The organism is Acinetobacter sp. 18QD2AZ41W, from assembly GCF_009829025.1.
GTDB classification, from domain to species: domain Bacteria; phylum Pseudomonadota; class Gammaproteobacteria; order Pseudomonadales; family Moraxellaceae; genus Acinetobacter; species Acinetobacter pseudolwoffii.
On record NZ_WURP01000006.1, the window covers coordinates 173,801 to 193,127 of the forward strand.

At 45.8% G+C, this 19,327-nt stretch carries 23 protein-coding genes; 16 read left to right on the top strand and 7 right to left on the bottom strand.

Annotation, left to right across the window (positions count from 1 at the left end):
* Positions 1-2: 2 nt before the first annotated feature.
* The gene (locus GVV58_RS10630; RefSeq protein ID WP_100534751.1) at positions 3-455 is read right to left on the bottom strand and encodes a YcgN family cysteine cluster protein; all 453 of its coding nucleotides are present in this window, start codon (positions 453-455) and stop codon (positions 3-5) included.
* Positions 456-646: 191 nt separating this feature from the next.
* Between GVV58_RS10630 and GVV58_RS10635 the strand changes: the two genes are divergently transcribed.
* Positions 647-805 carry a DUF1328 domain-containing protein gene (locus GVV58_RS10635; RefSeq protein ID WP_004647174.1) on the top strand — a complete coding sequence of 53 codons (159 nt, stop codon included), beginning with the start codon at positions 647-649 and terminating at the stop codon, positions 803-805.
* Positions 806-915: 110 nt separating this feature from the next.
* Here the strand turns inward: GVV58_RS10635 and murJ are convergent, their stop codons facing one another.
* Both murJ and ampD read right to left on the bottom strand, forming a co-directional pair.
* Positions 916-2,466 carry a murein biosynthesis integral membrane protein MurJ gene (gene murJ / locus GVV58_RS10640; RefSeq protein WP_171502643.1) on the bottom strand — a complete coding sequence of 517 codons (1,551 nt, stop codon included), beginning with the start codon at positions 2,464-2,466 and terminating at the stop codon, positions 916-918.
* Between the two features lie 54 nt (positions 2,467-2,520).
* The gene (gene ampD, locus GVV58_RS10645; protein WP_159516521.1) at positions 2,521-3,117 is read right to left on the bottom strand and encodes a 1,6-anhydro-N-acetylmuramyl-L-alanine amidase AmpD; all 597 of its coding nucleotides are present in this window, start codon (positions 3,115-3,117) and stop codon (positions 2,521-2,523) included.
* A gap of 181 nt (positions 3,118-3,298) precedes the next feature.
* On the opposite strand from ampD, the gene nadC reads away from it, so the two are divergent.
* Positions 3,299-4,150, top strand: a complete 852-nt coding sequence (gene nadC, locus GVV58_RS10650; protein WP_074383822.1) for a carboxylating nicotinate-nucleotide diphosphorylase — start codon at positions 3,299-3,301, stop codon at positions 4,148-4,150.
* 94 nt (positions 4,151-4,244) lie between these two features.
* Here nadC and GVV58_RS10655 read toward each other — a convergent pair whose 3' ends face one another.
* Both GVV58_RS10655 and rph read right to left on the bottom strand, forming a co-directional pair.
* Complete coding sequence (locus GVV58_RS10655) at positions 4,245-4,439, bottom strand: hypothetical protein (protein WP_159516507.1); 195 nt, start codon at positions 4,437-4,439, stop codon at positions 4,245-4,247.
* A 178-nt stretch (positions 4,440-4,617) separates the two neighbouring features.
* Positions 4,618-5,334, bottom strand: a complete 717-nt coding sequence (gene rph, locus GVV58_RS10660; protein ID WP_159516508.1) for a ribonuclease PH — start codon at positions 5,332-5,334, stop codon at positions 4,618-4,620.
* 195 nt (positions 5,335-5,529) lie between these two features.
* On the opposite strand from rph, the gene GVV58_RS10665 reads away from it, so the two are divergent.
* A complete protein-coding gene (locus GVV58_RS10665; RefSeq protein WP_159516509.1) occupies positions 5,530-6,225 on the top strand; it encodes a TetR family transcriptional regulator in 696 nt (231 codons plus the stop codon).
* 53 nt (positions 6,226-6,278) lie between these two features.
* Here GVV58_RS10665 and GVV58_RS10670 read toward each other — a convergent pair whose 3' ends face one another.
* Positions 6,279-6,893, bottom strand: coding sequence for a thiol:disulfide interchange protein DsbA/DsbL (locus GVV58_RS10670; RefSeq protein ID WP_005173368.1), 615 nt, complete (start codon positions 6,891-6,893; stop codon positions 6,279-6,281).
* Between the two features lie 227 nt (positions 6,894-7,120).
* Between GVV58_RS10670 and ubiG the strand changes: the two genes are divergently transcribed.
* From ubiG to GVV58_RS10730, 13 genes are all read left to right on the top strand, one after another.
* Positions 7,121-7,849 carry a bifunctional 2-polyprenyl-6-hydroxyphenol methylase/3-demethylubiquinol 3-O-methyltransferase UbiG gene (gene ubiG, locus GVV58_RS10675; protein WP_100357013.1) on the top strand — a complete coding sequence of 243 codons (729 nt, stop codon included), beginning with the start codon at positions 7,121-7,123 and terminating at the stop codon, positions 7,847-7,849.
* Positions 7,846-8,535, top strand: a complete 690-nt coding sequence (locus GVV58_RS10680; RefSeq protein WP_159516510.1) for an HAD-IA family hydrolase — start codon at positions 7,846-7,848, stop codon at positions 8,533-8,535. The genes ubiG and GVV58_RS10680 overlap by 4 nt, the downstream gene beginning before the upstream one ends.
* Before the next feature lie 39 nt (positions 8,536-8,574).
* Positions 8,575-9,321, top strand: coding sequence for a YciK family oxidoreductase (locus GVV58_RS10685; RefSeq protein ID WP_100354963.1), 747 nt, complete (start codon positions 8,575-8,577; stop codon positions 9,319-9,321).
* 362 nt (positions 9,322-9,683) lie between these two features.
* On the top strand, positions 9,684-10,103 hold the full coding sequence (locus GVV58_RS10690) for a hypothetical protein (RefSeq protein WP_074383818.1): 420 nt from the start codon (positions 9,684-9,686) through the stop codon (positions 10,101-10,103).
* 181 nt (positions 10,104-10,284) lie between these two features.
* Positions 10,285-10,440 carry a hypothetical protein gene (locus GVV58_RS15480; protein WP_005173373.1) on the top strand — a complete coding sequence of 52 codons (156 nt, stop codon included), beginning with the start codon at positions 10,285-10,287 and terminating at the stop codon, positions 10,438-10,440.
* 313 nt (positions 10,441-10,753) lie between these two features.
* Entirely contained in the window at positions 10,754-11,143 is a 390-nt protein-coding gene (locus GVV58_RS10695; protein ID WP_159516511.1) for an RcnB family protein, read from the top strand.
* 245 nt (positions 11,144-11,388) lie between these two features.
* Entirely contained in the window at positions 11,389-11,775 is a 387-nt protein-coding gene (locus GVV58_RS10700) for an RcnB family protein (RefSeq protein WP_005173379.1), read from the top strand.
* A gap of 133 nt (positions 11,776-11,908) precedes the next feature.
* The gene (gene argA / locus GVV58_RS10705) at positions 11,909-13,252 is read left to right on the top strand and encodes an amino-acid N-acetyltransferase (RefSeq protein ID WP_159516512.1); all 1,344 of its coding nucleotides are present in this window, start codon (positions 11,909-11,911) and stop codon (positions 13,250-13,252) included.
* A 331-nt stretch (positions 13,253-13,583) separates the two neighbouring features.
* Positions 13,584-14,540, top strand: a complete 957-nt coding sequence (locus GVV58_RS10710) for a sulfonate ABC transporter substrate-binding protein (protein ID WP_159516513.1) — start codon at positions 13,584-13,586, stop codon at positions 14,538-14,540.
* 326 nt (positions 14,541-14,866) lie between these two features.
* Complete coding sequence (gene ssuD, locus GVV58_RS10715; protein ID WP_159138954.1) at positions 14,867-16,042, top strand: FMNH2-dependent alkanesulfonate monooxygenase; 1,176 nt, start codon at positions 14,867-14,869, stop codon at positions 16,040-16,042.
* Entirely contained in the window at positions 16,042-16,857 is an 816-nt protein-coding gene (gene ssuC, locus GVV58_RS10720) for an aliphatic sulfonate ABC transporter permease SsuC (protein WP_159516514.1), read from the top strand. The genes ssuD and ssuC overlap by 1 nt, the downstream gene beginning before the upstream one ends.
* A 20-nt stretch (positions 16,858-16,877) precedes the next feature.
* The gene (locus GVV58_RS10725) at positions 16,878-17,684 is read left to right on the top strand and encodes an ABC transporter ATP-binding protein (protein ID WP_100329557.1); all 807 of its coding nucleotides are present in this window, start codon (positions 16,878-16,880) and stop codon (positions 17,682-17,684) included.
* 325 nt (positions 17,685-18,009) lie between these two features.
* Positions 18,010-18,630, top strand: a complete 621-nt coding sequence (locus GVV58_RS10730; RefSeq protein ID WP_005173402.1) for a TetR family transcriptional regulator C-terminal domain-containing protein — start codon at positions 18,010-18,012, stop codon at positions 18,628-18,630.
* Positions 18,631-18,696: 66 nt separating this feature from the next.
* Here the strand turns inward: GVV58_RS10730 and GVV58_RS10735 are convergent, their stop codons facing one another.
* Positions 18,697-19,260, bottom strand: a complete 564-nt coding sequence (locus tag GVV58_RS10735; RefSeq protein ID WP_100357021.1) for a 5'-nucleosidase — start codon at positions 19,258-19,260, stop codon at positions 18,697-18,699.
* Between the last annotated feature and the right edge of the window lie 67 nt (positions 19,261-19,327).

Here is a 19,327-nt window from a genome sequence, read left to right on the forward strand (position 1 = left end):
GTTTAACGCACCCAACGCACGATATAGTCTTCGATGTCGTCTTCAGGAATGTCGGCTTCACTCAGGCAGCGCCCTGCTGCCGACTTGCGTGCCTGAATCACACTTTCCCGTGAACCGCTGATCAGATAATGCCAGGCTGGCAGGCTTTTGCCCTGCTCGACCCGGCGATAAGCACAGCTTGAAGGCAACCAGTGAATCGTTTCCAATTTTTCTGGCGTGAGCTGAATACAGTCTGGCACATAGTGCAAACGCTCTGGATAATTGGAGCAACGCGCAGTCGTACAATCCAGCAGTTTGCAGGCCACTTTGGTATAAGCGACTTCCTGGGTATCTTCATCTTCCAGTTTAATCAGGCAACAGAGTCCGCAACCATCACACAAGGCTTCCCACTCGGCTTGCGTGAGTTCGGCAAGGCCATAGTTTTTCCAAAATTCGGGACGTAAAGTATCGGTCATGATCAGGTCGGCGCACTCAAAAATCAGCTGATTATAGCAGCCCAAACCGCGCAGACCTACCGCTCAAATTCTTATTACCATCACGTAAACTATTGTTAAATCATAGACAGTTTGTCAACAAAACACTAACAGTCGCTGGAATCGTTTATTTCTATACTAAATTTGAAAATAAAAACACATGGAGAATATATATGTTTCGCTGGGCTATTATTTTTGCTGTTATTGCATTAATTGCGAGTCTACTTGGTTTCGGTGGAGTAGCAGGCTTATCTAAGGATTTTGCAATTATCTTGTTAGTAATTGCGGTGATTCTTGCGATCGTTGGATTTCTTTCCCGCGGTAAGGTCTAGATTCAGTTTAGATTGAGTCGAAGCAAGTATGATCCTTCGAAAAAAACAAGAGCCTTCTGGCTCTTGTTTTTTTATAGCTTTATTAAGCGAATATCAAGTTCAATATTCACTTAAGGTTTTAAATGACGCGGTCTAAAACCTGCCGCCAGCAAGGCCGCCAGATAGGCCACCACACCAATGACACACAAGATGAGTACTTCTGCGACACGCATCCATTGCGACACATCGGCATTGTACCAACTTAAGGCATAAGCCAAAGCTGCGATCATCACCACATTGGCAAACATGAATTGCAGGAAGATTTTTTTCCAGTGCGGGCCGAAGCGGAAAATATGACGCTTATGCAGATAGTAATAAAGCAGGCCGGCATTCACCATGGCTGAACCGGTCGATGCCAGTGCCAGTGCCATATGTTCTGCTTCCCAATCAATCAGCTTGAAAATACCGATAAAAATCACGTTCAGGATTGCATTGGCAGCCACAGCCATCAGACCGACACGCACCGGTGTTTTGGTATCCTGCTGTGCATAGAAACCCGGGGCAAAGACTTTAATCAACATAAAGGCAATCACACCACCACTCATACATTGCAGCGCCAGAGCCGTCATTTGGGTATCTTCAAAGCTGAACTGACCACGTTCAAACAGGGCCTGAATGATCGGGGTCGACAGCATAAACAAGGCAATACTGGCCGGTAAACCTGCCATTACAATCACTTTAGCGGCCCAGTCCATCATGCCACGGAATTTTTCTGGATTCTGCTCGGTATGTCGTGCCGATAAAGATGGCAAAATGACAGTACCAATCGCTACACCAATCAGGCCAAGCGGCAACTCGGTCATGCGCTCGGCACTATACAGCCAGGACACCGAACCATCCTGCATAAATGAAGCCCAGATGGTATTCAGCAGCAGGTTAATTTGCGTGACGGATACACCAAATAAAGCCGGCAGCATCAACTTCATGATGCGATCCACGCCTTCATGCTTGAAGTCAATTTTAGGTGGAATCAGCAGGTTTTTACGCCACAGTTCAGGAATCTGAATCGCCAGCTGTAAAATACCGGCAATGATGACTGCCCAGCCCAGTGCCATAATCGGCTCTGCCATATGCGGAGTCAGCCAGAGCGCGCCAGCAATCATGGCCACATTGAGCAAGACCGGTGCAAAGGCCGGTGTACTAAAAGAACCATAACTGTTCAGAATACTACTGGCAAAAGCCGTCAGTGACATGAACAGTAAATAAGGAATGGTCAGGCGGAACATGTCAGTCGCCAAGGCGAATTTCTCAGGATCGCTATGGAAACCGGGCGCATAGATATACATGATCAACGGTGCAGCAATCACTGCAAACATGGTCAGCAGACTCATTACCGTTGCCAGACAGCCAAATACCCGGCTAATCAGAATCTGCACTTCGGCATGGGTACGACTGGTTTTGTATTCGGTCAAAACCGGAATAAAGGCCTGTGAAAATGCCCCTTCGGCAAATAAGCGCCTGAAAAAGTTTGGAATACGAAATGCGACCACGAAGGTATCGAAGTCCTTACCCGCACCAAAGACATTCAGTAAAACAATATCTCGAACCAATCCCAGTACACGTGACAACATGGTCATCGCACTGACAATGACGGTCGAACGCCAAAGCGCCATCTTATTCACCTAATGTATAAATTTGTGGCTATTGTAATGAAACCTCTGTCAGAAGTTCATTGCTTAATTGCATCCCTCAAGCGAGGTTGAGGTATTTTTATAATGCTGTAACTGGCGACGAAAATCAGCCCAGTTAAAATACGGTCCCGGATCGGTCTTACGGCCTGGGGCAATATCCGAATGTCCGGCAATATGCTGCTGAATTTTAGGATAATAATCTTGCAAACAGGCAGTGACTTTGATCAAGGCGGCATACTGTACCGGTTCAAAAGGCAAGTCGTCACTGCCTTCCAGCTCGATGCCAATCGAATAATCATTACATTCTTTTTTACCCAAATAGGTCGAACGTCCGGCATGCCAGGCACGGTCATTAAAATTGACGAATTGCAGTACCTCACCAGAACGCAAAATCAGCAGATGGGTCGAAACCTGCATCCCTTCAATGCTTTGAAAATAGGGATGGACTGACCAATCCAGTTGATTCTGAAAAAACTGTTCAATATAACCGCCGCCAAACTGTGAGGGTGGCAGACTGATGTTATGCACCACAATGAGCTGAATCTCGGTATTGTCCGGACGCTGGTTAAAATTGGGAGAGGGAATGTGACGTGCGCCCATCAGTTGTCCATTCTTAACCTGAAACTCGGCTGCCTGTTGCATAAAACCATTCTCTCCAAAAAATAAAATCTGCACGATCAGGGTTGCAGCCGGCTTCATGCTAAAACTTTCAGGCATAAATCTCAATTCATCCCGGCAGACTGTAGGAAAAATCGCTCATTTTTTATGTAACAGTGCTAAGATAATGCGCAATTTTCACGGCTTAAAAGATACGGAAATACTCATGCGCATATCTCAAGCGTTGCTAGACCAGTCGATTCAGATCAATATCCAACAGGCACTTTCAGAAGATATTGGTGACGGTGATATTACTGCCCTGCTGACCCCTGAAGATGAACAGGCCACTGCCACCATCATTAGCCGTGAAGATATGGTACTGGCCGGGCAACCTTGGGTGAATGCCTTGATTCAGGCTTATGATCCAAGTGTTGAAGTGATCTGGCTAAAAAATGAGGGTGATCGGGTTCAAGCCAATGAAACTTTCCTGAAACTGGCCGGTTCTGCACGCAGTTTATTGACTGTGGAACGTCCTGCGCTGAATTTTGTCCAGACACTGTCTGCCGTTGCGACGAAAACAGCGCATTATGTCAAACAATTGGATGGCTTAAATACCAAGCTGCTGGATACCCGTAAAACCCTTCCTGGCCTGCGTATTGCACAAAAATATGCCGTTGCCATTGGTGGTGGGCAGAATCATCGTCTGGGTTTATTCGATGCCTTTTTGATTAAAGAAAATCATATTATGGCCGCTGGCGGAATTGTTCAGGCGATTGCCAAGGCACACCAGATTGCGCCAGGCAAACCGGTCGAAGTGGAAGTCGAAACCTGGGATGAACTGAATCAGGCCTTAGAGGCCAATGCGGATATCGTGATGCTGGATAATTTTAGCCAGCAGCAAATGATTGAGGCAGTACAGCATGTGGCCGGCCGCTGCAAACTGGAAGCATCTGGCAATATCACGATCGAAAATTTACGTGAAGTTGCCAGTAGCGGTGTCGATTATATTTCGATGGGTGTTTTGACCAAAGATGTCAAAGCTGTGGATTTATCGATGCGATTTAATGCTGAAGCCTAAATTCGATAGATGACCATTGAGGGTGCGAAGCACCCTTTTTTGATTTTTAGAAATTTTTTTTGCATATATTTTGCTCAATTCTCTATTTTAAGTCTTAATCATCATCATCGCGGTCACCTCGGCGATCTCGATCATCATCTTCGCCATCACGGTCATTATCACCACGATTGTCCTCATCGCGGTCCTGATTGAGTACCGAACGCTCATCATCCTCCCGCTGGTTACCCCAGTCACAGGCGCTTAGTCCAAACATTCCCAGCAAAGACATTGCACAAAGCCACTGTTTCATCTCGCATTCCTCATGGTGATATCGTTTGAATATCGGGGCAAAATAGATCTGGATCTAGCCGATTCATGTCGGAATTTTGTCAGGAAGTTTTGTGCTGCATTTTCAATGGGCTGTATTCTGAAATTTCCGGCATAAAAAAACGCATCCGGAGATGCGTTTTATATTTGGCAGTAATGAATTACCAGCCTAAAGCTTGTTGCTGCTTTTTCACCAGCTCCTGAATGCCTTTCTCGGCCATTTCCAGCATGGCATCCGATTGGGCACGGGTAAATGGTTTGTCTTCCGCAGTGCCCTGAATTTCAATAAATTCACCGACCTGTGTCATCACCACGTTCAAATCGGTTTGACAGTTCGAATCTTCTTCATAGCAAAGATCCAGTAATACTTCATCTTTGAAAATACCGACAGATACTGCTGCAACCAGACCCTTTAATGGATCATGTTTGATTTTCTTTCTTTCCAGCAAAACATTCATGGCATCGACCAGCGCCACCGCAGCACCGGTAATCGCTGCAGTACGGGTACCGCCATCAGCCTGAATCACATCACAGTCAATGGTAATGGTATTTTCACCCAGCTTTTTCAGATCAACCATTGAGCGCAGGCTACGACCGATCAGACGCTGGATTTCCTGGGTACGGCCACTCTGTTTGCCACGTGCCGCTTCACGGTCGCTACGGGTATGGGTTGAACGTGGCAACATGCCATATTCAGCCGTCACCCAGCCCTGGCCCTGACCTTTCAGGAAACGTGGAACAGAACTCTCTACACTGGCAGTGCACAGTACTTTGGTATGACCAAACTCAACCAATACCGAGCCTTCCGCATAACGTGTATAGTTACGGGTAATTTTCACTTCACGTAATTGATCTAATGCTCGTTGGTCGATACGCATGATAAGTCCTGTATAGGCTAAAAATAATTGCGGCTCAGTATAACAGAAGCCTTTGCCAAGATTGGTCAGCCGGATGATTGATTTACAAAATCGATGCATCAGAGTGCGGTTAAATATCGAAATTCTGCCGACCTGTGGCGCTACGATTTGCCTTAATTTTTGCTAGACTAAATCTCTCCTTGAGGAAACCCATTTATGTCCTTACGTGAAGATCGCAAGCAGCAAAGCCATCAGGCGCTACTGGATGCCACACTGGCCTTGAGCAGTCAGGGTCGCGCTTTTAGCACCATCAGTCTGCGTGAAGTCGCGCATGCCGTTGGACTGGTGCCCACGGCATTTTATCGGCATTTTCAGGATATGGAGCAGTTGGGACTAGAGCTGCTGGATCAGGTCGCGATTCATCTCAAGGGAGTGCTGAATCAACTGGGACAGGCCTATCTGTATCAGCCCAATACCCGGACTAAAACCGGAATTGAGCTATTTTTTCAGGCAGTCGAATATCACCCTGAACCCTGGATTTTTTTTGTTGCAGAACGCTGGGGGGGCTCGGCAGTGTTACGTGCAGGAATAGAACGGGAAATTCGTTTTTTGACTGAAGATGTCATGCATGAACTGGAAAAAATGCAAGCCGCCCAGCATATCCAGTCTTCGCAAGATTTGCAGGCACTGGCACAGATGCTGATTGATCTGTCGCTGAACTGGGCCATGGGCTGGATTCATCTGCAACATCAGGCTGATCCAGAGCTACGCCGCACCCTATCCAATGTCTTTAAAACCCAAAGCGTGCTACAGATGCAGCTTTTATTGCGAGGGATTTTGCACTGGCATCGAATTCCGACAAAAACAGCAGATCCCTCAATCAGTACAGAAACAAGTACTCCCCCCATCTGAATAAAAAAACCTGCATTATTGATGCAGGTTTTTTACGGATACTCGGTTATTTCTTATTTGGCTTTACGCTCTTTTTCAATCAGGTAATTCACCACCTGAATTACTTTGGCATCATTGCCCTGCACAATATATTTACCATTGACAGTCACCGCCGGTACGCCGCTTAACTGATATTGAGCAGCCAGATTTTTGGCCTGCGCAATTTTCGATGAAATCGGGAATGATTTATAAGTCGTGTTAAATTTTGCTTCAGAAATACCATAACGGGTATAGAACTTGGCCAGTTGTGCCTGTTCTAAAATTGGGCGCTGCTTGTCATGAATATCATGGAATAACTGCAAATGGGCTTTTTGGCGCACACCCAAGGCTTCAGACACATAATAAGCACGTGCCGCCTGTTCCCAGAGTGGATTCATCGCAGCAGGTGTACGTACAAAACGAACATCTTTAGGTAATTTTTTCAACCAGCCCTGCATATGTGGTTCCAGCATGAAACAGTGACCACAGCCATACCAGAAGAATTCACGTACTTCAATTTTGCCCGGTTTTTCGACTTTGACTGGTTGTGCGACCACCTGATAGTCCTGACCTGCCACAAAATTGGCCATAGCACTGCCGGAAAAGGCCAAAACAGATGCGGCAACAGCGCCTAAAAGGAATTTTTTCATTGGGATTATCGTCCTCTAAATCATTATGCTTAGTGTATGGGTTCACTATAAATCAATTATGCCGATTTCGTTTTCATTCTGTGAACTTTTTTGCTGCTTTTATCGCTTTTTCTGCCAGAAACGCTACACTAAAGCAGAGGACTGATTTTCAAGGTTTTAAGTCAGTCACTCTGGCCATTCGGCCCCTATGTATTTTTAGATAATCACGACTGATTGAGGTGACACCGATGTCGCAATTGAATGTTGATCCACAAGAAATTGCCAAGTTTGAAGCATTTGCAGCTATATGGTGGGATCAGCATTCCGAGTTCCGCCCCTTGCACATGATTAATCCACTACGTTTAAACTGGATTGATGAACATGCCGGTGGCCTGAGCGGCAAGAAAATCCTAGATGTCGGCTGTGGTGGCGGCATTCTGGCCGAAAGTATGGCGCGCCGTGGTGCCGATGTACTTGGCATTGATATGGGTGCTGCCCCGCTGAATGTGGCGCGGATTCATGCCGAACAGGAAGGTGTCAGCAATATCGAATACCGTCAGGTGCCGGTCGAGCAACTGGCAGAGGAGCAGGCTGGCCAATACGACATTGTGACCTGCATGGAAATGCTGGAACATGTGCCAGATCCGGCCTCGATTATTCAGGCCTGTCACAAGCTGGTCAAGCCAGGTGGCCATGTGTTCTTCTCGACCATTAACCGTAATCCGAAATCGTATTTATTTGCCATTATTGGTGCAGAATATGTGCTGCGGATGCTGGCCAAAGGCACCCATGATTACAGCAAATTTATCAAGCCGTCCGAGCTGGCGCACGATATTCGCAATGCCGGCTTAAAACTCAAAGACATGACCGGTCTGCACTACAATCCGCTCACCAAACGCTACTGGCTGGCACCAAATGTCGATGTCAACTATATGGTCTATACAGTCAAAGAAAGCCAGAACGAGACCAGCGCATGAAAGCCGTTTTATTTGACCTCGATGGCACCCTGATTGATACCGCGGCCGATTTTATCCGGATTATCCAGCAGATGTGCCGTGAAGAAGGCCGCGCGCTGGTCGAACCCGAACTGATCCGGACTCAGGTCTCCGAAGGCGCACGCGCCATGGTGAAACTGGTCTATCCGGAAATGCAGCTGGAAGATCCGGTATTTCTGCAACATCGTCAGCGCTTTCTGGACAGGTACGGCGCAGATATTGCAGTCGATACCGATCTGTTTGACGGCATGTATCCTTTACTGGAACAACTGGAAGCACAGGATATTCCCTGGGGTATCGTCACCAATAAACCACGCTGGCTCAGTGAGGCTTTACTGAAAGCACTGAATTTAAGTGAACGCTGTGCCGTGCTGGTCTGTCCGGAAGATGTCACCCGAACCAAGCCTGATCCTGAACCGATGTATCTGGCTGCCAAGCAACTGAATCTTGCGGCTGAAGACTGTATTTATATCGGCGATCATCCGCGCGATATTGATGCGGGGCGTCATGCCAAGATGCCAACCGTTCTGGCAGCTTATGGTTATTTACCACTGCAATACAAAGATGACTTAACAGCCTGGCAAGCCGACTATATAGTGGATACTGTTGCAGAATTACATCAGCTGATTCAGACCTTGCTACTCAAACAGCCGACTGCGGTATCTTAAAAGCTTAAAACTGAACAATAAAAAATGAGGAGGTAGATAGTGAAATATTCGGCATATCAACCTCGCCCCGATCTGCTCAAAGATCGTATTATCCTGATCACAGGTGCGGGCGATGGCATTGGACGTGCAGCAGCAATCAGTTATGCCTTGCATGGCGCAACTGTGGTGCTGCATGGACGTACCTTAAACAAACTCGAAGTCATCTATGATGAAATTGAAAGTTTAGGTGCGCCGCAACCTGCCATCTTGCCGCTACAGCTTTCTAGCGCCTCGGAACGTGATTATGAACTTTTGCTGGATACCCTGGATCGTCAGTTTGGCCGTCTGGACGGAATTCTGCATAATGCCGGGATTTTAGGTGAACGGGTTCCGCTGGCGGATTATCGGGTGAATGTCTGGGATGATGTCATGGCGGTCAATCTGCGGGCACCTTTTATCATGACCCAGGCGCTGTTGCCCTTATTAGAAAAATCCGAGCATGCTTCGGTGGTGTTTGCCAGTTCAGGTGTAGGCCGCGAAGCCCGCGAACGCTGGGGCGCTTATTCGGTGTCTAAAATTGCCATTGAAGCGGTGAACCAGTTATTTGCCAAAGAGCAGGTGCATCCGAATATCCGCTATAACTGCATCAATCCCGGGGCAACACGTACTGCCATGCGCGCCAAGGCCTATCCCAATGAAGATCCAAAGACCCTGCCTACACCCGATTCCATTATGCCGGCTTATCTATATTTGATGGGTAATGACAGCCTGCATATGAATGGTCAGAGTATTGATGCACAGGATTAAAATCATCTTGGTTTAATATCAGCAAGTGCCTGCTGTTGCTGTCCCACAATTGCATTGAGTTGATTTTGGATACGCGAGTGTGACAGGAATGTCACACCTTAGCCATCACGACAAGGATGTTGGGTATGGCGAACAAAAGACTTTTGCCTACTTTGGGGCTGTCAAAAGTAGGATTTCGCCGACACAAGCCATTTAAATATTTGAAGAAAAGATGATGAGACAGCAATGCAGTAATCGCTGCCTTTTTATTTCCGTTTGAGCTTCGCACAGTGAATAAATCTTCCGCAGCCTGATACAGCCAGCCTTGAGTTCCCCTCAAATTACAGCATACTAAGCTCCAACAAATTTCACTCGAGTGCACCATGACTGAATTAAACAACATGACCGTAAGCAACCTGGAAGATGGCATGGTTTCACTGTTGATCGATCAACAGCCGATTTCAGAAAAATATGACACCAAGTTTGAAGCCAGTATTGTGGATGACATCAAGGCACTCGAAAATGGTCAGAAACTGAAATTATTCGATCAGTTTGTTTTTTCACATAGTGATCTGAATTTTGAACATGCGTATTATTATGTGACCGGAATTGAAAAATTAGACGATCGCTATCGTCTGGCCAAGCATTTTGTTTATCGCATTAAAATTGAAGGTCAACCCGAAATTGAGCATGTGATCAGCAATCAGGGGAAAGCCATGACTGCCGAAGATGTCCGTAGCTTTATTCAGGCACATGTACAAAAATCACTTAACGATTATACCGATCTGAATTACGCGTATTAAAAGCCACGCAATTTATATCTACGAGGGCACTTCCTAAAAAGTGCCTTTTTTAGCCTGTGTTTTATCAGCCTGACAATCAATCGATTTTTTATATCAAATTTATAAAATTATTCGGTTTTTCAAATAGATTGTTCTGAGCTATGCTTTTCTGATCCCGTATAGCTTAAATCAGGAACACAGCATGGCTGACCAAAAACGTAAAATTGACACCATTCGCCGCATCGAACATTTGCAGTTATCCGAGGCTCTCATTGTGGCACTCGATGATGCAGTTCAAGCTGAATCGGTGGCTGCAGCGATTCAGTCCTTGCAAGGTTTGACCGAGCAATGGAATTAATATCCAGAAAGTTTTTAGAATTTTCTGTGTTTTAAGCCGATCATATATCGTTTCGGTGTGACTTCAATGCTGTTTTTTTGAGCTAAATCATCGATTTTAGCTTGCATGTTTGCCCTCACTTTGATGAGATAAGAACCAGGCTCAGCCTGTCGGGTCATCGGACAAATGCGCAGCCTAAGCTCATGTAAAATCATGACATAATCATAATATCTCTGCATTTGTTATAAAACTGGTGCCTGTTCTTCACAGTTTCTCTGTAATCTTTCCGTATATTAGACACAGTAGAACATGAACAATTTAATGAGGGTTCAACATGAAAAAGGTTTTGGTGGCATTAGCGATCTCCTGCAGTACATTCATGCTGAGTCATGTTGCAATAGCCTCCCCTCATTTCAATGCTGAATCACAAATGGATAGCCGTCATGGGCATGGTAAGAAAGGCCGTGAATTCCATGAAAATGATCAAGGGCAACATGATAAACGCCGTATGCGTGAAGAACGCGGGGTCAAACGCCTGCAACAGCTCAGATGGCAGCCTGGCTATGTCATGCCGCAGCATTATCGTGGCAATGGCTATAAAGTCGAATATAAAGAGCATAACCTGCCTCGACCAGATCGCAAACAGCAGTGGTATAAAATTAACAATGACTACATTCTGGTCAATTCTGAAAATAACAGCATTATCCGGATTGTGGGGGATTAATTCACCATCCTGTTCAAGCTCCGATCCTCTTATCGACTCAACCATGTTTGGGTCTTTTTCTATTTCAGCAATTGAAATTCTTTGAACTAAAACTCCTGCTGATTTTCACACTTTTGGTTCAAGTGATTTATCTTCTAAATTTCTTCATGAATTTAACAATTTAACTAAATAGCCCTCACGCTTTCTATGTACTTATTCGCTAATTTAATCTCATCGAAATCAGATCTACATTTTAGGTGAGAGCCATGAAAAAAGTCCTAACTACAATTGCGTTATCCCTAAGTGCTTTGTTGGCTACTTCTGCAATGGCAGCACCACAGCATGATCCGCGTTATAACCATAATCCGCATAAACCGGCACCGCACTGGAATGCCAAAGACAGTAAAAAATGGAATGACGACCGTCGCTGGAATGATGACCGCCGCCATAATAACCGTATGGTTAATCCAAGCCGTGACTGGCGCGTAGGACAAAGCTTACCGCGTCAATACGATAACAAGCGTTTTGAAGTGAGTGATCGCGAAGCTCGCCGTTTACCGAATACCGGCCGTTTCCAGCAATGGTACAAAGTCAACAATGACTACGTTCTGGTCAATGAACGTAGCAATAGAATTGTACGAATCATCAATTAATTTTTCTCCATTACTGCTCGTCTTGCAGACACCTGAAGTCCCCTTCAGGTGTTTTTTTATTTCTGCACTTCCACTTGCGTTTTTTTTCATTAGAATCAAAGCTGGATCTTCAATCATTGAAATAGGCACAGGCATGACTTCAGCAGAAACCTCACACAGCACAACATTGCAATATGTGCACTGGTTTCGCCATTCTGCGCCTTATATCAATGCGCACCGCAATAAAACCTTTGTGATCATGTTTGATGGTGAAGCGGTCTTAAATGACAATTTTCAACATATCATTCACGATATCGCCTTATTGCACTCTTTAGGCATTCGGCTGATTCTGGTACATGGTGCGCGTCCGCAAATTAACCAGAATCTGGCGCAGAGCCAGATCAGTACGCCCTTTCATCAGCAGCGCCGGGTAACCACACGTGAATCCTTAAGCTGTGTGATGAATGCGGTCGGTTCGATTCGTCTGCAAATTGAAGCCCTGCTGTCTATGGGACTGGCCAACTCACCGATGTATGGTGCCCGTATTGATACGGTTTCAGGAAATTTTGTGACGGCCAAACCTTATGGCATTCGTGATGGCATAGACTTTCAGCTCACTGGTGAAGTCCGCGCGGTCGATACCGATGCGATTCAGCGACATCTGGACAGCCATAATATTGTGGTGCTTGGCCCGACTGGTTATTCCACCACCGGCGAAGTTTTTAATCTATTGGCTGAAGAAGTTGCGACCAAAACTGCAATTCGACTGAAGGCAGATAAGCTGATTTTTCTGGGCAAGCAGCATGGTTTAATGGACAGTAACAGCCAGCTCAAACGCGAAGTCACCCCGCAACAGCTGGATGACTATATTCCGGCAGAACAAGATGGGCTTGAAAGAGGCTTGCAACTTAAGGCAGCACAAGAGGCCTCCATGAACGGCGTACATCGGGTGCACCTGATTTCCTATGCCTATGATGGTGCGCTACTTGAAGAGCTGTTTACCCGTGATGGTTCTGGCACCTTGGTCACTGACGCGCATTATGAAGAAGTGCGAATGGCAGATATTCAGGATGTCGGTGGCCTGATCGGCTTGCTGCGTCCATTAGAAGAAGAAGGGATTCTGGTCTATCGTTCCCGTGAACGTCTGGAAAATGAAATTAACCAGTTTGCCGTGATTGAACGGGATGGCATGATTCTGGCCTGTGCAGCCCTTTACCCGATTCCGACCACGGGCGATGAATTACGTTCTGCAGAAATTGCCTGTGTCGCAGTGCATCCAAGTTATCGCCAGTCCAATCGCGGTAGCCAGATCTTGCATTATCTTGAAGAAAAAGCCAAAAACATGCAGATTCAGCAGCTGTTTATTTTAACCACGCGTACCGCGCACTGGTTTCTGGAACAGGGCTTTGAACCAACTTCAGTCGATGACCTGCCGGATGCGCGTCAGGCATTTTATAATTATCAACGCAATTCAATCGTTTGTAAAAAGTCACTTTAAGGTGACTTTTTCTTTGAGTGCCTTAGCTTAATTTCAGATAAAGATATCTGACAATTCCAATTTAAATTTTAAAATGCCATTGCTGCTTTTTAGCTAAATATATCAGCAGATTGAATTTATAAAAATAAATATATATTTCATAAGCTTGATTAATTTTATTGGCAGATCTTCATTGTCATATAAATCACTTTTTCGCATAAGTTTTGCGTTTTTTTATTTATCTTTTTTCTTCATTAGAAATTCCTGAATAGTTATTTTTTTAGAAAAACAAAAACGATTAGCGTGTGTCTAGGTTTTATTCGCTAGTTTTCACTTTCGGGAGTTTTGCTTCATGCGCCAATCTAATGTTCAGTTTTTAGCAAAAACTGCAGTACTCGGTACTGCAATGGCTGGCGTCATGATGCTTTCTGGCTGTTCAAAACAGGAAGATACCACCACCCTAAACATTGGTTTCCAAAAATACGGCGTACTGCCAATTTTAAAAGAACGCGGCACGCTAGAAGCCTCATTAAAAAAACAAGGCGTAAATGTGAAATGGGTGGAGTTTCCGGCTGGCCCACAGTTACTTGAAGGCCTGAATGTCGGCAGCGTGTCTTTTGGTGAAGCAGGTGAAGCACCCCCCATTTTTGCCCAGGCAGCGAACTCAAATCTGGTCTATGTCGCAAACCAGCCACCAGCGCCTAAAGCCGAAGCCCTAATTGTACCGAAAGACTCCCCGATTCAATCGATTCAGGATCTGAAAGGCAAACGTGTGGTCTTGAACAAAGGTTCCAACGTGCATTATTTACTGTTGAAAGTTCTTGAAGCCAACAATCTGAAACTCAGCGATATTGAAGTGATTTACCTGCCACCCTCTGATGCACGTGCAGCTTTTGAACGTGGTGCAGTGGACGCTTGGGTGATTTGGGATCCATTCTTTGCCGCTGCTGAACATCAAATTGGCGCGCGTGTGATTGCCATGGGTGAGAACATCGTGAGCAATCACCAATTTTATCTGGCAGATCGCAAGTTTGCAGAAAGCCATCCTCAGGTGGTACAGGCAGTCGTCAATGAACTGAATCTGACCACGGACTGGGTTGCAAAAAACCAGGATGCAGCAGCCAAACTTCTGCAACAACCGACCGGTCTGGCCGTTGATGTCTTAAAAACCTCGATTTCCCGTATGGGCTTTGGCGTTAAACCTCTCACGACTGACGTGATTCAAAAACAGCAACAGGTGGCAAATGCGTTTTATGCGCAGCAGCTGATTCCACAAAAGCTGAATATTGATGCAGCGATTATTAAATAACAACAGAATAATTCGGGAATACAGATACGTCATTTAAAAACGGTTTCCTACCTCAGTTTAGCCTTATGCAGCTTGGCTCTGACTGCTTGCCGGAAACACAAGCCACAGCGAAGCACTGCTGCAGAACATACAGCACGGCAACAGGTTCAAAGCATTGCGATGAGTTTTCAGAAATCAGCCTTGAATCTGCTGGTAGCACGCAATGACAAGCTGACCTGTTCCAGCGGGTTCAATTAATTCCTAATCACATTAGCGTCCAGCAACAGATTTGGTCGCCTACTACTCCACATTAATTTCTGAGCAATTTAATTTTAAGGATATCGAGCATGAAAATTTTCTGGTTTATCCCAACACATGGTGACAGTCGCTACTTGGGCACCAGCAAAGGTGCACGCCAAGTCGATCATGCCTATATGAAGCAGATTGCAGTTGCGGTCGATAACTTAGGTTATGAAGGTGTCCTGATTCCCACAGGCCGTTCATGTGAAGATCCTTGGTTAACAGCAGCAAGTTTGATTGATGCAACGAAAAAATTAAAATTTCTGGTGGCACTTCGTCCCGGGGTGACCACACCTGCGCTGGCGGCACGTATGGCTGCAACCTTTGACCGTTTATCCAATGGCCGGGTGCTGCTAAATCTAGTTACTGGTGGTGATGAGCAGGAACTAAAAGGTGACGGCGTCTATGAAGATCACAAAACCCGCTATAAAACTGCCACTGAATACACCACCATCTGGCGTGAAATTCTGAAGCGTTCCCATACTGGTGAAAGCTTCACTTTCCACGGCGAACGCTTAAGTGTCGATGATGCCAAACTCCTCTATCCACCTGTACAACAGCCACATCCGCCGCTCTGGTTCGGTGGTTCTTCAGATGATGCGGTTGAGCTGGCCACCGATCAGGTGGACACTTACCTGACCTGGGGTGAACCACCAGCAGCAGTCAAAGAAAAAATTGAAAATGTCCGTGCCAAGGCAGCCGCTAAGGGTCGTGAACTGAGCTACGGTATCCGCCTGCATGTGATTGTGCGTGAAACCAATGAACAGGCTTGGGCAGCAGCAGAAGAACTGATTCAATATGTCGATGATGCCACCATTGCAGCGGCCCAAGCCAAGTTCAAATCTATGGATTCGGTCGGTCAGCGTCGTATGGCTGAATTGCACAACGGCGACCGTAGCAAGCTGGAAGTATCGCCAAACCTCTGGGCCGGTGTAGGACTGGTGCGTGGTGGCGCAGGGACTGCATTGGTCGGTGACCCGGAAACTGTCGCAGCACGTATTCAGGAATATGCGGACTTAGGAATTGATACTTTCATTTTTTCTGGTTACCCGCATCTGGAAGAATCCATCCGTTTTGCTGAACTGGTGTTCCCATTCCTTCCACTGGAAACCCAGAAAAAATTGGCTCAACCAAACTTGACGGGTCCATTCGGTGAAATCGTAGCGAATAACTACACACCGGATGAGAACAAGCAGGCTGAGAAAATTCAGGAGTCTGCTTAATGTCGAAAGTCGTTTCCGTTGAAACCCTCTCAGAAAAGCAGGTTTCACGTGGAACAATTCTGGGGCGGCATTTGCTGCCCTGGCTGGTTCCAGTTGTATTGATTGCCATTTGGCAAATTGCTTCCAGCACAGGTCTACTGGAAAGCCGGATTTTGCCTGCACCCAGTGCAGTGATTTTGGCCTTCTGGAATTTATTGCTCAGCGGCGAACTCCAGACTCATGTACAAGTCAGCGCAGGACGTGCCATCAGCGGCTTATTGGTCGGTGGTGGTTTAGGTCTGTTATTGGGTCTATTAAATGGTTCATCCAAAATCGCTTCTACCCTGCTCGACACCACCTTGCAGATGATCCGCAACATTCCGGCGCTTGCGCTGATTCCCCTGGTAATTCTCTGGTTCGGGATTGATGAATCCGCCAAACTGTTTTTAGTCGCGATCGGGGTATTTTTCCCGATTTATATCAATACCTATCACGGAATTCGCTCAGTCGATCCACAATTGATCGAGATGGGTAAAAGCTATGGCCTCACGCGTTGGCAGCTGTATAAAGAGATTATTCTCCCGGGAGCAATGCCTTCCATTTTAGTCGGGCTACGCTTTTCTCTAGGGCTGGTCTGGGTGCTTTTGATTGTTGCCGAAACGATTTCTGCCCAGTCCGGTATTGGCTATATGACCATGAATGCACGCGAATTCCTGCAAACGGATATCGTCCTGGTCGGTATTTTACTCTATGCCCTGCTCGGTAAACTGGCCGATGTGCTGGCAGTCGCCTTAGAACGATTCCTGCTGCGCTGGCATGCCGGCTATCAAAAATAAATTGAAATGAGGAGCATGTAATGACTGATCTGAGTTTAGGGCGTCATGTCAATGACCCGATTGCACCACCCGAGCAACCTGCGAAAGATATCAATCCGAATGCAGCCCTTGGTGCCGAAATCATTATTGAACAATTGCACAAATTTTATGGTTCAGTCAAAGTTCTGGAAGATCTGGATCTGCATATTCAACCGGGCGAATTTCTAGCGATTGTCGGTCGTAGTGGTTGTGGTAAAAGTACCCTTTTGCGCCTGATTGCTGATCTGGAAAAACAGAGTTATGGCGAAATCAAGTTTAAATCCGCACGGCATATCCGTGAAGGAATTACTGCAGATGATATTCGGGTGATGTTTCAAGACCCGCGCCTGCTGCCATGGCGTAGCATCGAACAGAATGTACAATTAGGCCTCGGCAAAGAGCAACATGCCAAAGCTTCACACATGCTGGAAAAAGTGGGCTTAAAAGAAAAAGCCGGGCTGTGGCCATCACAGTTGTCTGGCGGTCAACGTCAACGGACTGCCCTAGCACGTGCATTATCGCATCAGCCCCGTATTCTGCTGCTGGATGAACCACTCGGCGCCCTGGATGCCCTGACACGTCTGGAGATGCAAAACCTGATCGAACGCTTATGGACTGAGCAAGGCTTTACCGCGATTCTGGTGACTCATGATGTCAGTGAGGCAGTGCAACTGGCAGACCGGATTATCCTGCTGGATAAGGGTCATATTGCCAAAGAGTTTCGGGTTGGCTTGCCACGTCCACGGCAAAAAAGTCTGAAATTTGCAGAACTGGAACAGCAAGTCTTACAGGCAGTTTTGGCCACCTAAATATCCGATGAAGCCCAGAATAGGGGAGTTTTGGGTTTCATCTTCAAGCCAAGTCCTGAGCTGAATTTAAAACTGCAGGCTAATCTGGGTCATAAAAGCATTCATTTTCTGACTCTATTTCAAAATAAAAATATTTCAATAATTTAAGTATTTTCATAAACTTGCATTTTTTGCTCTGGCTTGATGCATTTAAGCCATTTTAAATATTGATCTAGAGAATAAATCATCATTATTCAAAAAATTAGCCATGGACTGTGTGCACAAATCTGATGATTTGCCGTACAATTGAGGATTCCCATTTTTTCATTGTTTTTTATATTTGCTAATGGAACAAAAAAAGAGTACTCAAAAACGCAACCAGCTGCTGAATGCTGCACTAGATGTATTTTCCCTGTACGGTTTTAATGGGGCAAGTCTAGATGAAATTGCACAGATTGCAGAAATGCATAAGTCGAATATTTTCTATTATTATGAAAATAAAGAAGCCCTCTATGTAGAGGTATTGACCACCGTTCTACAAAAATGGCTGGCGCCTTTACAAACCCTTGAGGCCGAACTTGAGCCTGAAGAAGCGATTACCAACTATTTAATGCAAAAAATTGAAGTATCGCGTACCCAGCCTAAAGCATCTCGTTTGTTTGCTTTAGAGGTGATCCAAGGCGCACCGCATATACTGGAAATTTTAAAAGGCCCGCTAAAGAAACTGGTGAAGCGTAAGGCCAAAGTCATTTCTAACTGGCAGGAACAGGGCAAGATTTCAGCAGATATCGATCCTGAATTGCTGATTCTGAATATTTGGGCCCTTACCCAGAACTATGCAGATTTTTCGACCCAGATGGAAATGGTGACAGGGAAAACCTTGCGTAACCGCAGTATGCAGCAACGCATTATCCAGCATACGGTCAATATGATGTTATACGGCGTGATTCCACGTACGGATAAATAAGCAAGCGCTTCTGATTGGCATACGACCATAGCTGCTATGGTCGCCGAGCAAACTTACCCTTCTCTCTTATTTTACCATTCGATATAAATCTAATAACTTTTTCGCACCCAGTAACAGGTTTTCCTCCCAGTCCAGATGCGCAGTCTCATTGGCCCCATCCGTAATATACTTGACTGAAATCAGGCGAACACCGAGCTTCTTACACACTTTTGCCAGGGCATAACCTTCCATATCGACCAGATGACATGGCACTTTCGCACTACCGGTTTCAAAACTGTCGCCTGTCCCGCAAATTCCTTTGGGTAAATGTTCAAAGAAAGCCTCTAGCTCAATCGCGGCAGGATAATCCTGATCCATGGGTGTTACACCGACTTCAAAACCAAGTGGTGAAACATCCATATCACGCTGTACAAACTGACTGACTTCAATCAGTTCATGGGCATTAAAATGCGAGCTGCCAGCTGTACCCAAATTCAGCAAGGTTGTGCAGCCCGTTTTTTGAATCACCTCGAAGGCTTTAAAGGCTGCGTTCACTTTACCAATCCCGCTGTAATGCACATTTATGCCTTGAGCTTCAAACAAGCCTTTTGATTCATTGGGTAGCGCCATGATGAGTGCCAGATTGGACATTTGAAATACCTGATACAAAGAAAAATACAAAGAAAAGCGCTGACATTAGAAAGCAAAATTCGCTGAA

Excerpts from the sequence above, each read along its gene's own strand:
- ssuC (WP_159516514.1), top strand. The coding sequence starts at position 16,042 with ATGTCGAAAGTCGTTTCCGTTGAAACCCTCTCAGAAAAGCAGGTTTCA.
- GVV58_RS10635 (WP_004647174.1), top strand. The coding sequence starts at position 647 with ATGTTTCGCTGGGCTATTATTTTTGCTGTTATTGCATTAATTGCGAGT.
- GVV58_RS15480 (WP_005173373.1), top strand. The coding sequence starts at position 10,285 with ATGGCTGACCAAAAACGTAAAATTGACACCATTCGCCGCATCGAACAT.
- GVV58_RS10700 (WP_005173379.1), top strand. The coding sequence starts at position 11,389 with ATGAAAAAAGTCCTAACTACAATTGCGTTATCCCTAAGTGCTTTGTTG.
- GVV58_RS10680 (WP_159516510.1), top strand. The coding sequence starts at position 7,846 with ATGAAAGCCGTTTTATTTGACCTCGATGGCACCCTGATTGATACCGCG.
- ampD (WP_159516521.1), bottom strand. The coding sequence starts at position 3,117 with ATGCAACAGGCAGCCGAGTTTCAGGTTAAGAATGGACAACTGATGGGC.
- rph (WP_159516508.1), bottom strand. The coding sequence starts at position 5,334 with ATGCGTATCGACCAACGAGCATTAGATCAATTACGTGAAGTGAAAATT.
- GVV58_RS10735 (WP_100357021.1), bottom strand. The coding sequence starts at position 19,260 with ATGTCCAATCTGGCACTCATCATGGCGCTACCCAATGAATCAAAAGGC.
- nadC (WP_074383822.1), top strand. The coding sequence starts at position 3,299 with ATGCGCATATCTCAAGCGTTGCTAGACCAGTCGATTCAGATCAATATC.
- ubiG (WP_100357013.1), top strand. The coding sequence starts at position 7,121 with ATGTCGCAATTGAATGTTGATCCACAAGAAATTGCCAAGTTTGAAGCA.
- GVV58_RS10690 (WP_074383818.1), top strand. The coding sequence starts at position 9,684 with ATGACTGAATTAAACAACATGACCGTAAGCAACCTGGAAGATGGCATG.
- GVV58_RS10665 (WP_159516509.1), top strand. The coding sequence starts at position 5,530 with ATGTCCTTACGTGAAGATCGCAAGCAGCAAAGCCATCAGGCGCTACTG.
- GVV58_RS10710 (WP_159516513.1), top strand. The coding sequence starts at position 13,584 with ATGCGCCAATCTAATGTTCAGTTTTTAGCAAAAACTGCAGTACTCGGT.
- GVV58_RS10695 (WP_159516511.1), top strand. The coding sequence starts at position 10,754 with ATGAAAAAGGTTTTGGTGGCATTAGCGATCTCCTGCAGTACATTCATG.
- GVV58_RS10655 (WP_159516507.1), bottom strand. The coding sequence starts at position 4,439 with ATGAAACAGTGGCTTTGTGCAATGTCTTTGCTGGGAATGTTTGGACTA.
- GVV58_RS10725 (WP_100329557.1), top strand. The coding sequence starts at position 16,878 with ATGACTGATCTGAGTTTAGGGCGTCATGTCAATGACCCGATTGCACCA.
- argA (WP_159516512.1), top strand. The coding sequence starts at position 11,909 with ATGACTTCAGCAGAAACCTCACACAGCACAACATTGCAATATGTGCAC.
- GVV58_RS10730 (WP_005173402.1), top strand. The coding sequence starts at position 18,010 with ATGGAACAAAAAAAGAGTACTCAAAAACGCAACCAGCTGCTGAATGCT.
- GVV58_RS10630 (WP_100534751.1), bottom strand. The coding sequence starts at position 455 with ATGACCGATACTTTACGTCCCGAATTTTGGAAAAACTATGGCCTTGCC.
- GVV58_RS10670 (WP_005173368.1), bottom strand. The coding sequence starts at position 6,893 with ATGAAAAAATTCCTTTTAGGCGCTGTTGCCGCATCTGTTTTGGCCTTT.
- ssuD (WP_159138954.1), top strand. The coding sequence starts at position 14,867 with ATGAAAATTTTCTGGTTTATCCCAACACATGGTGACAGTCGCTACTTG.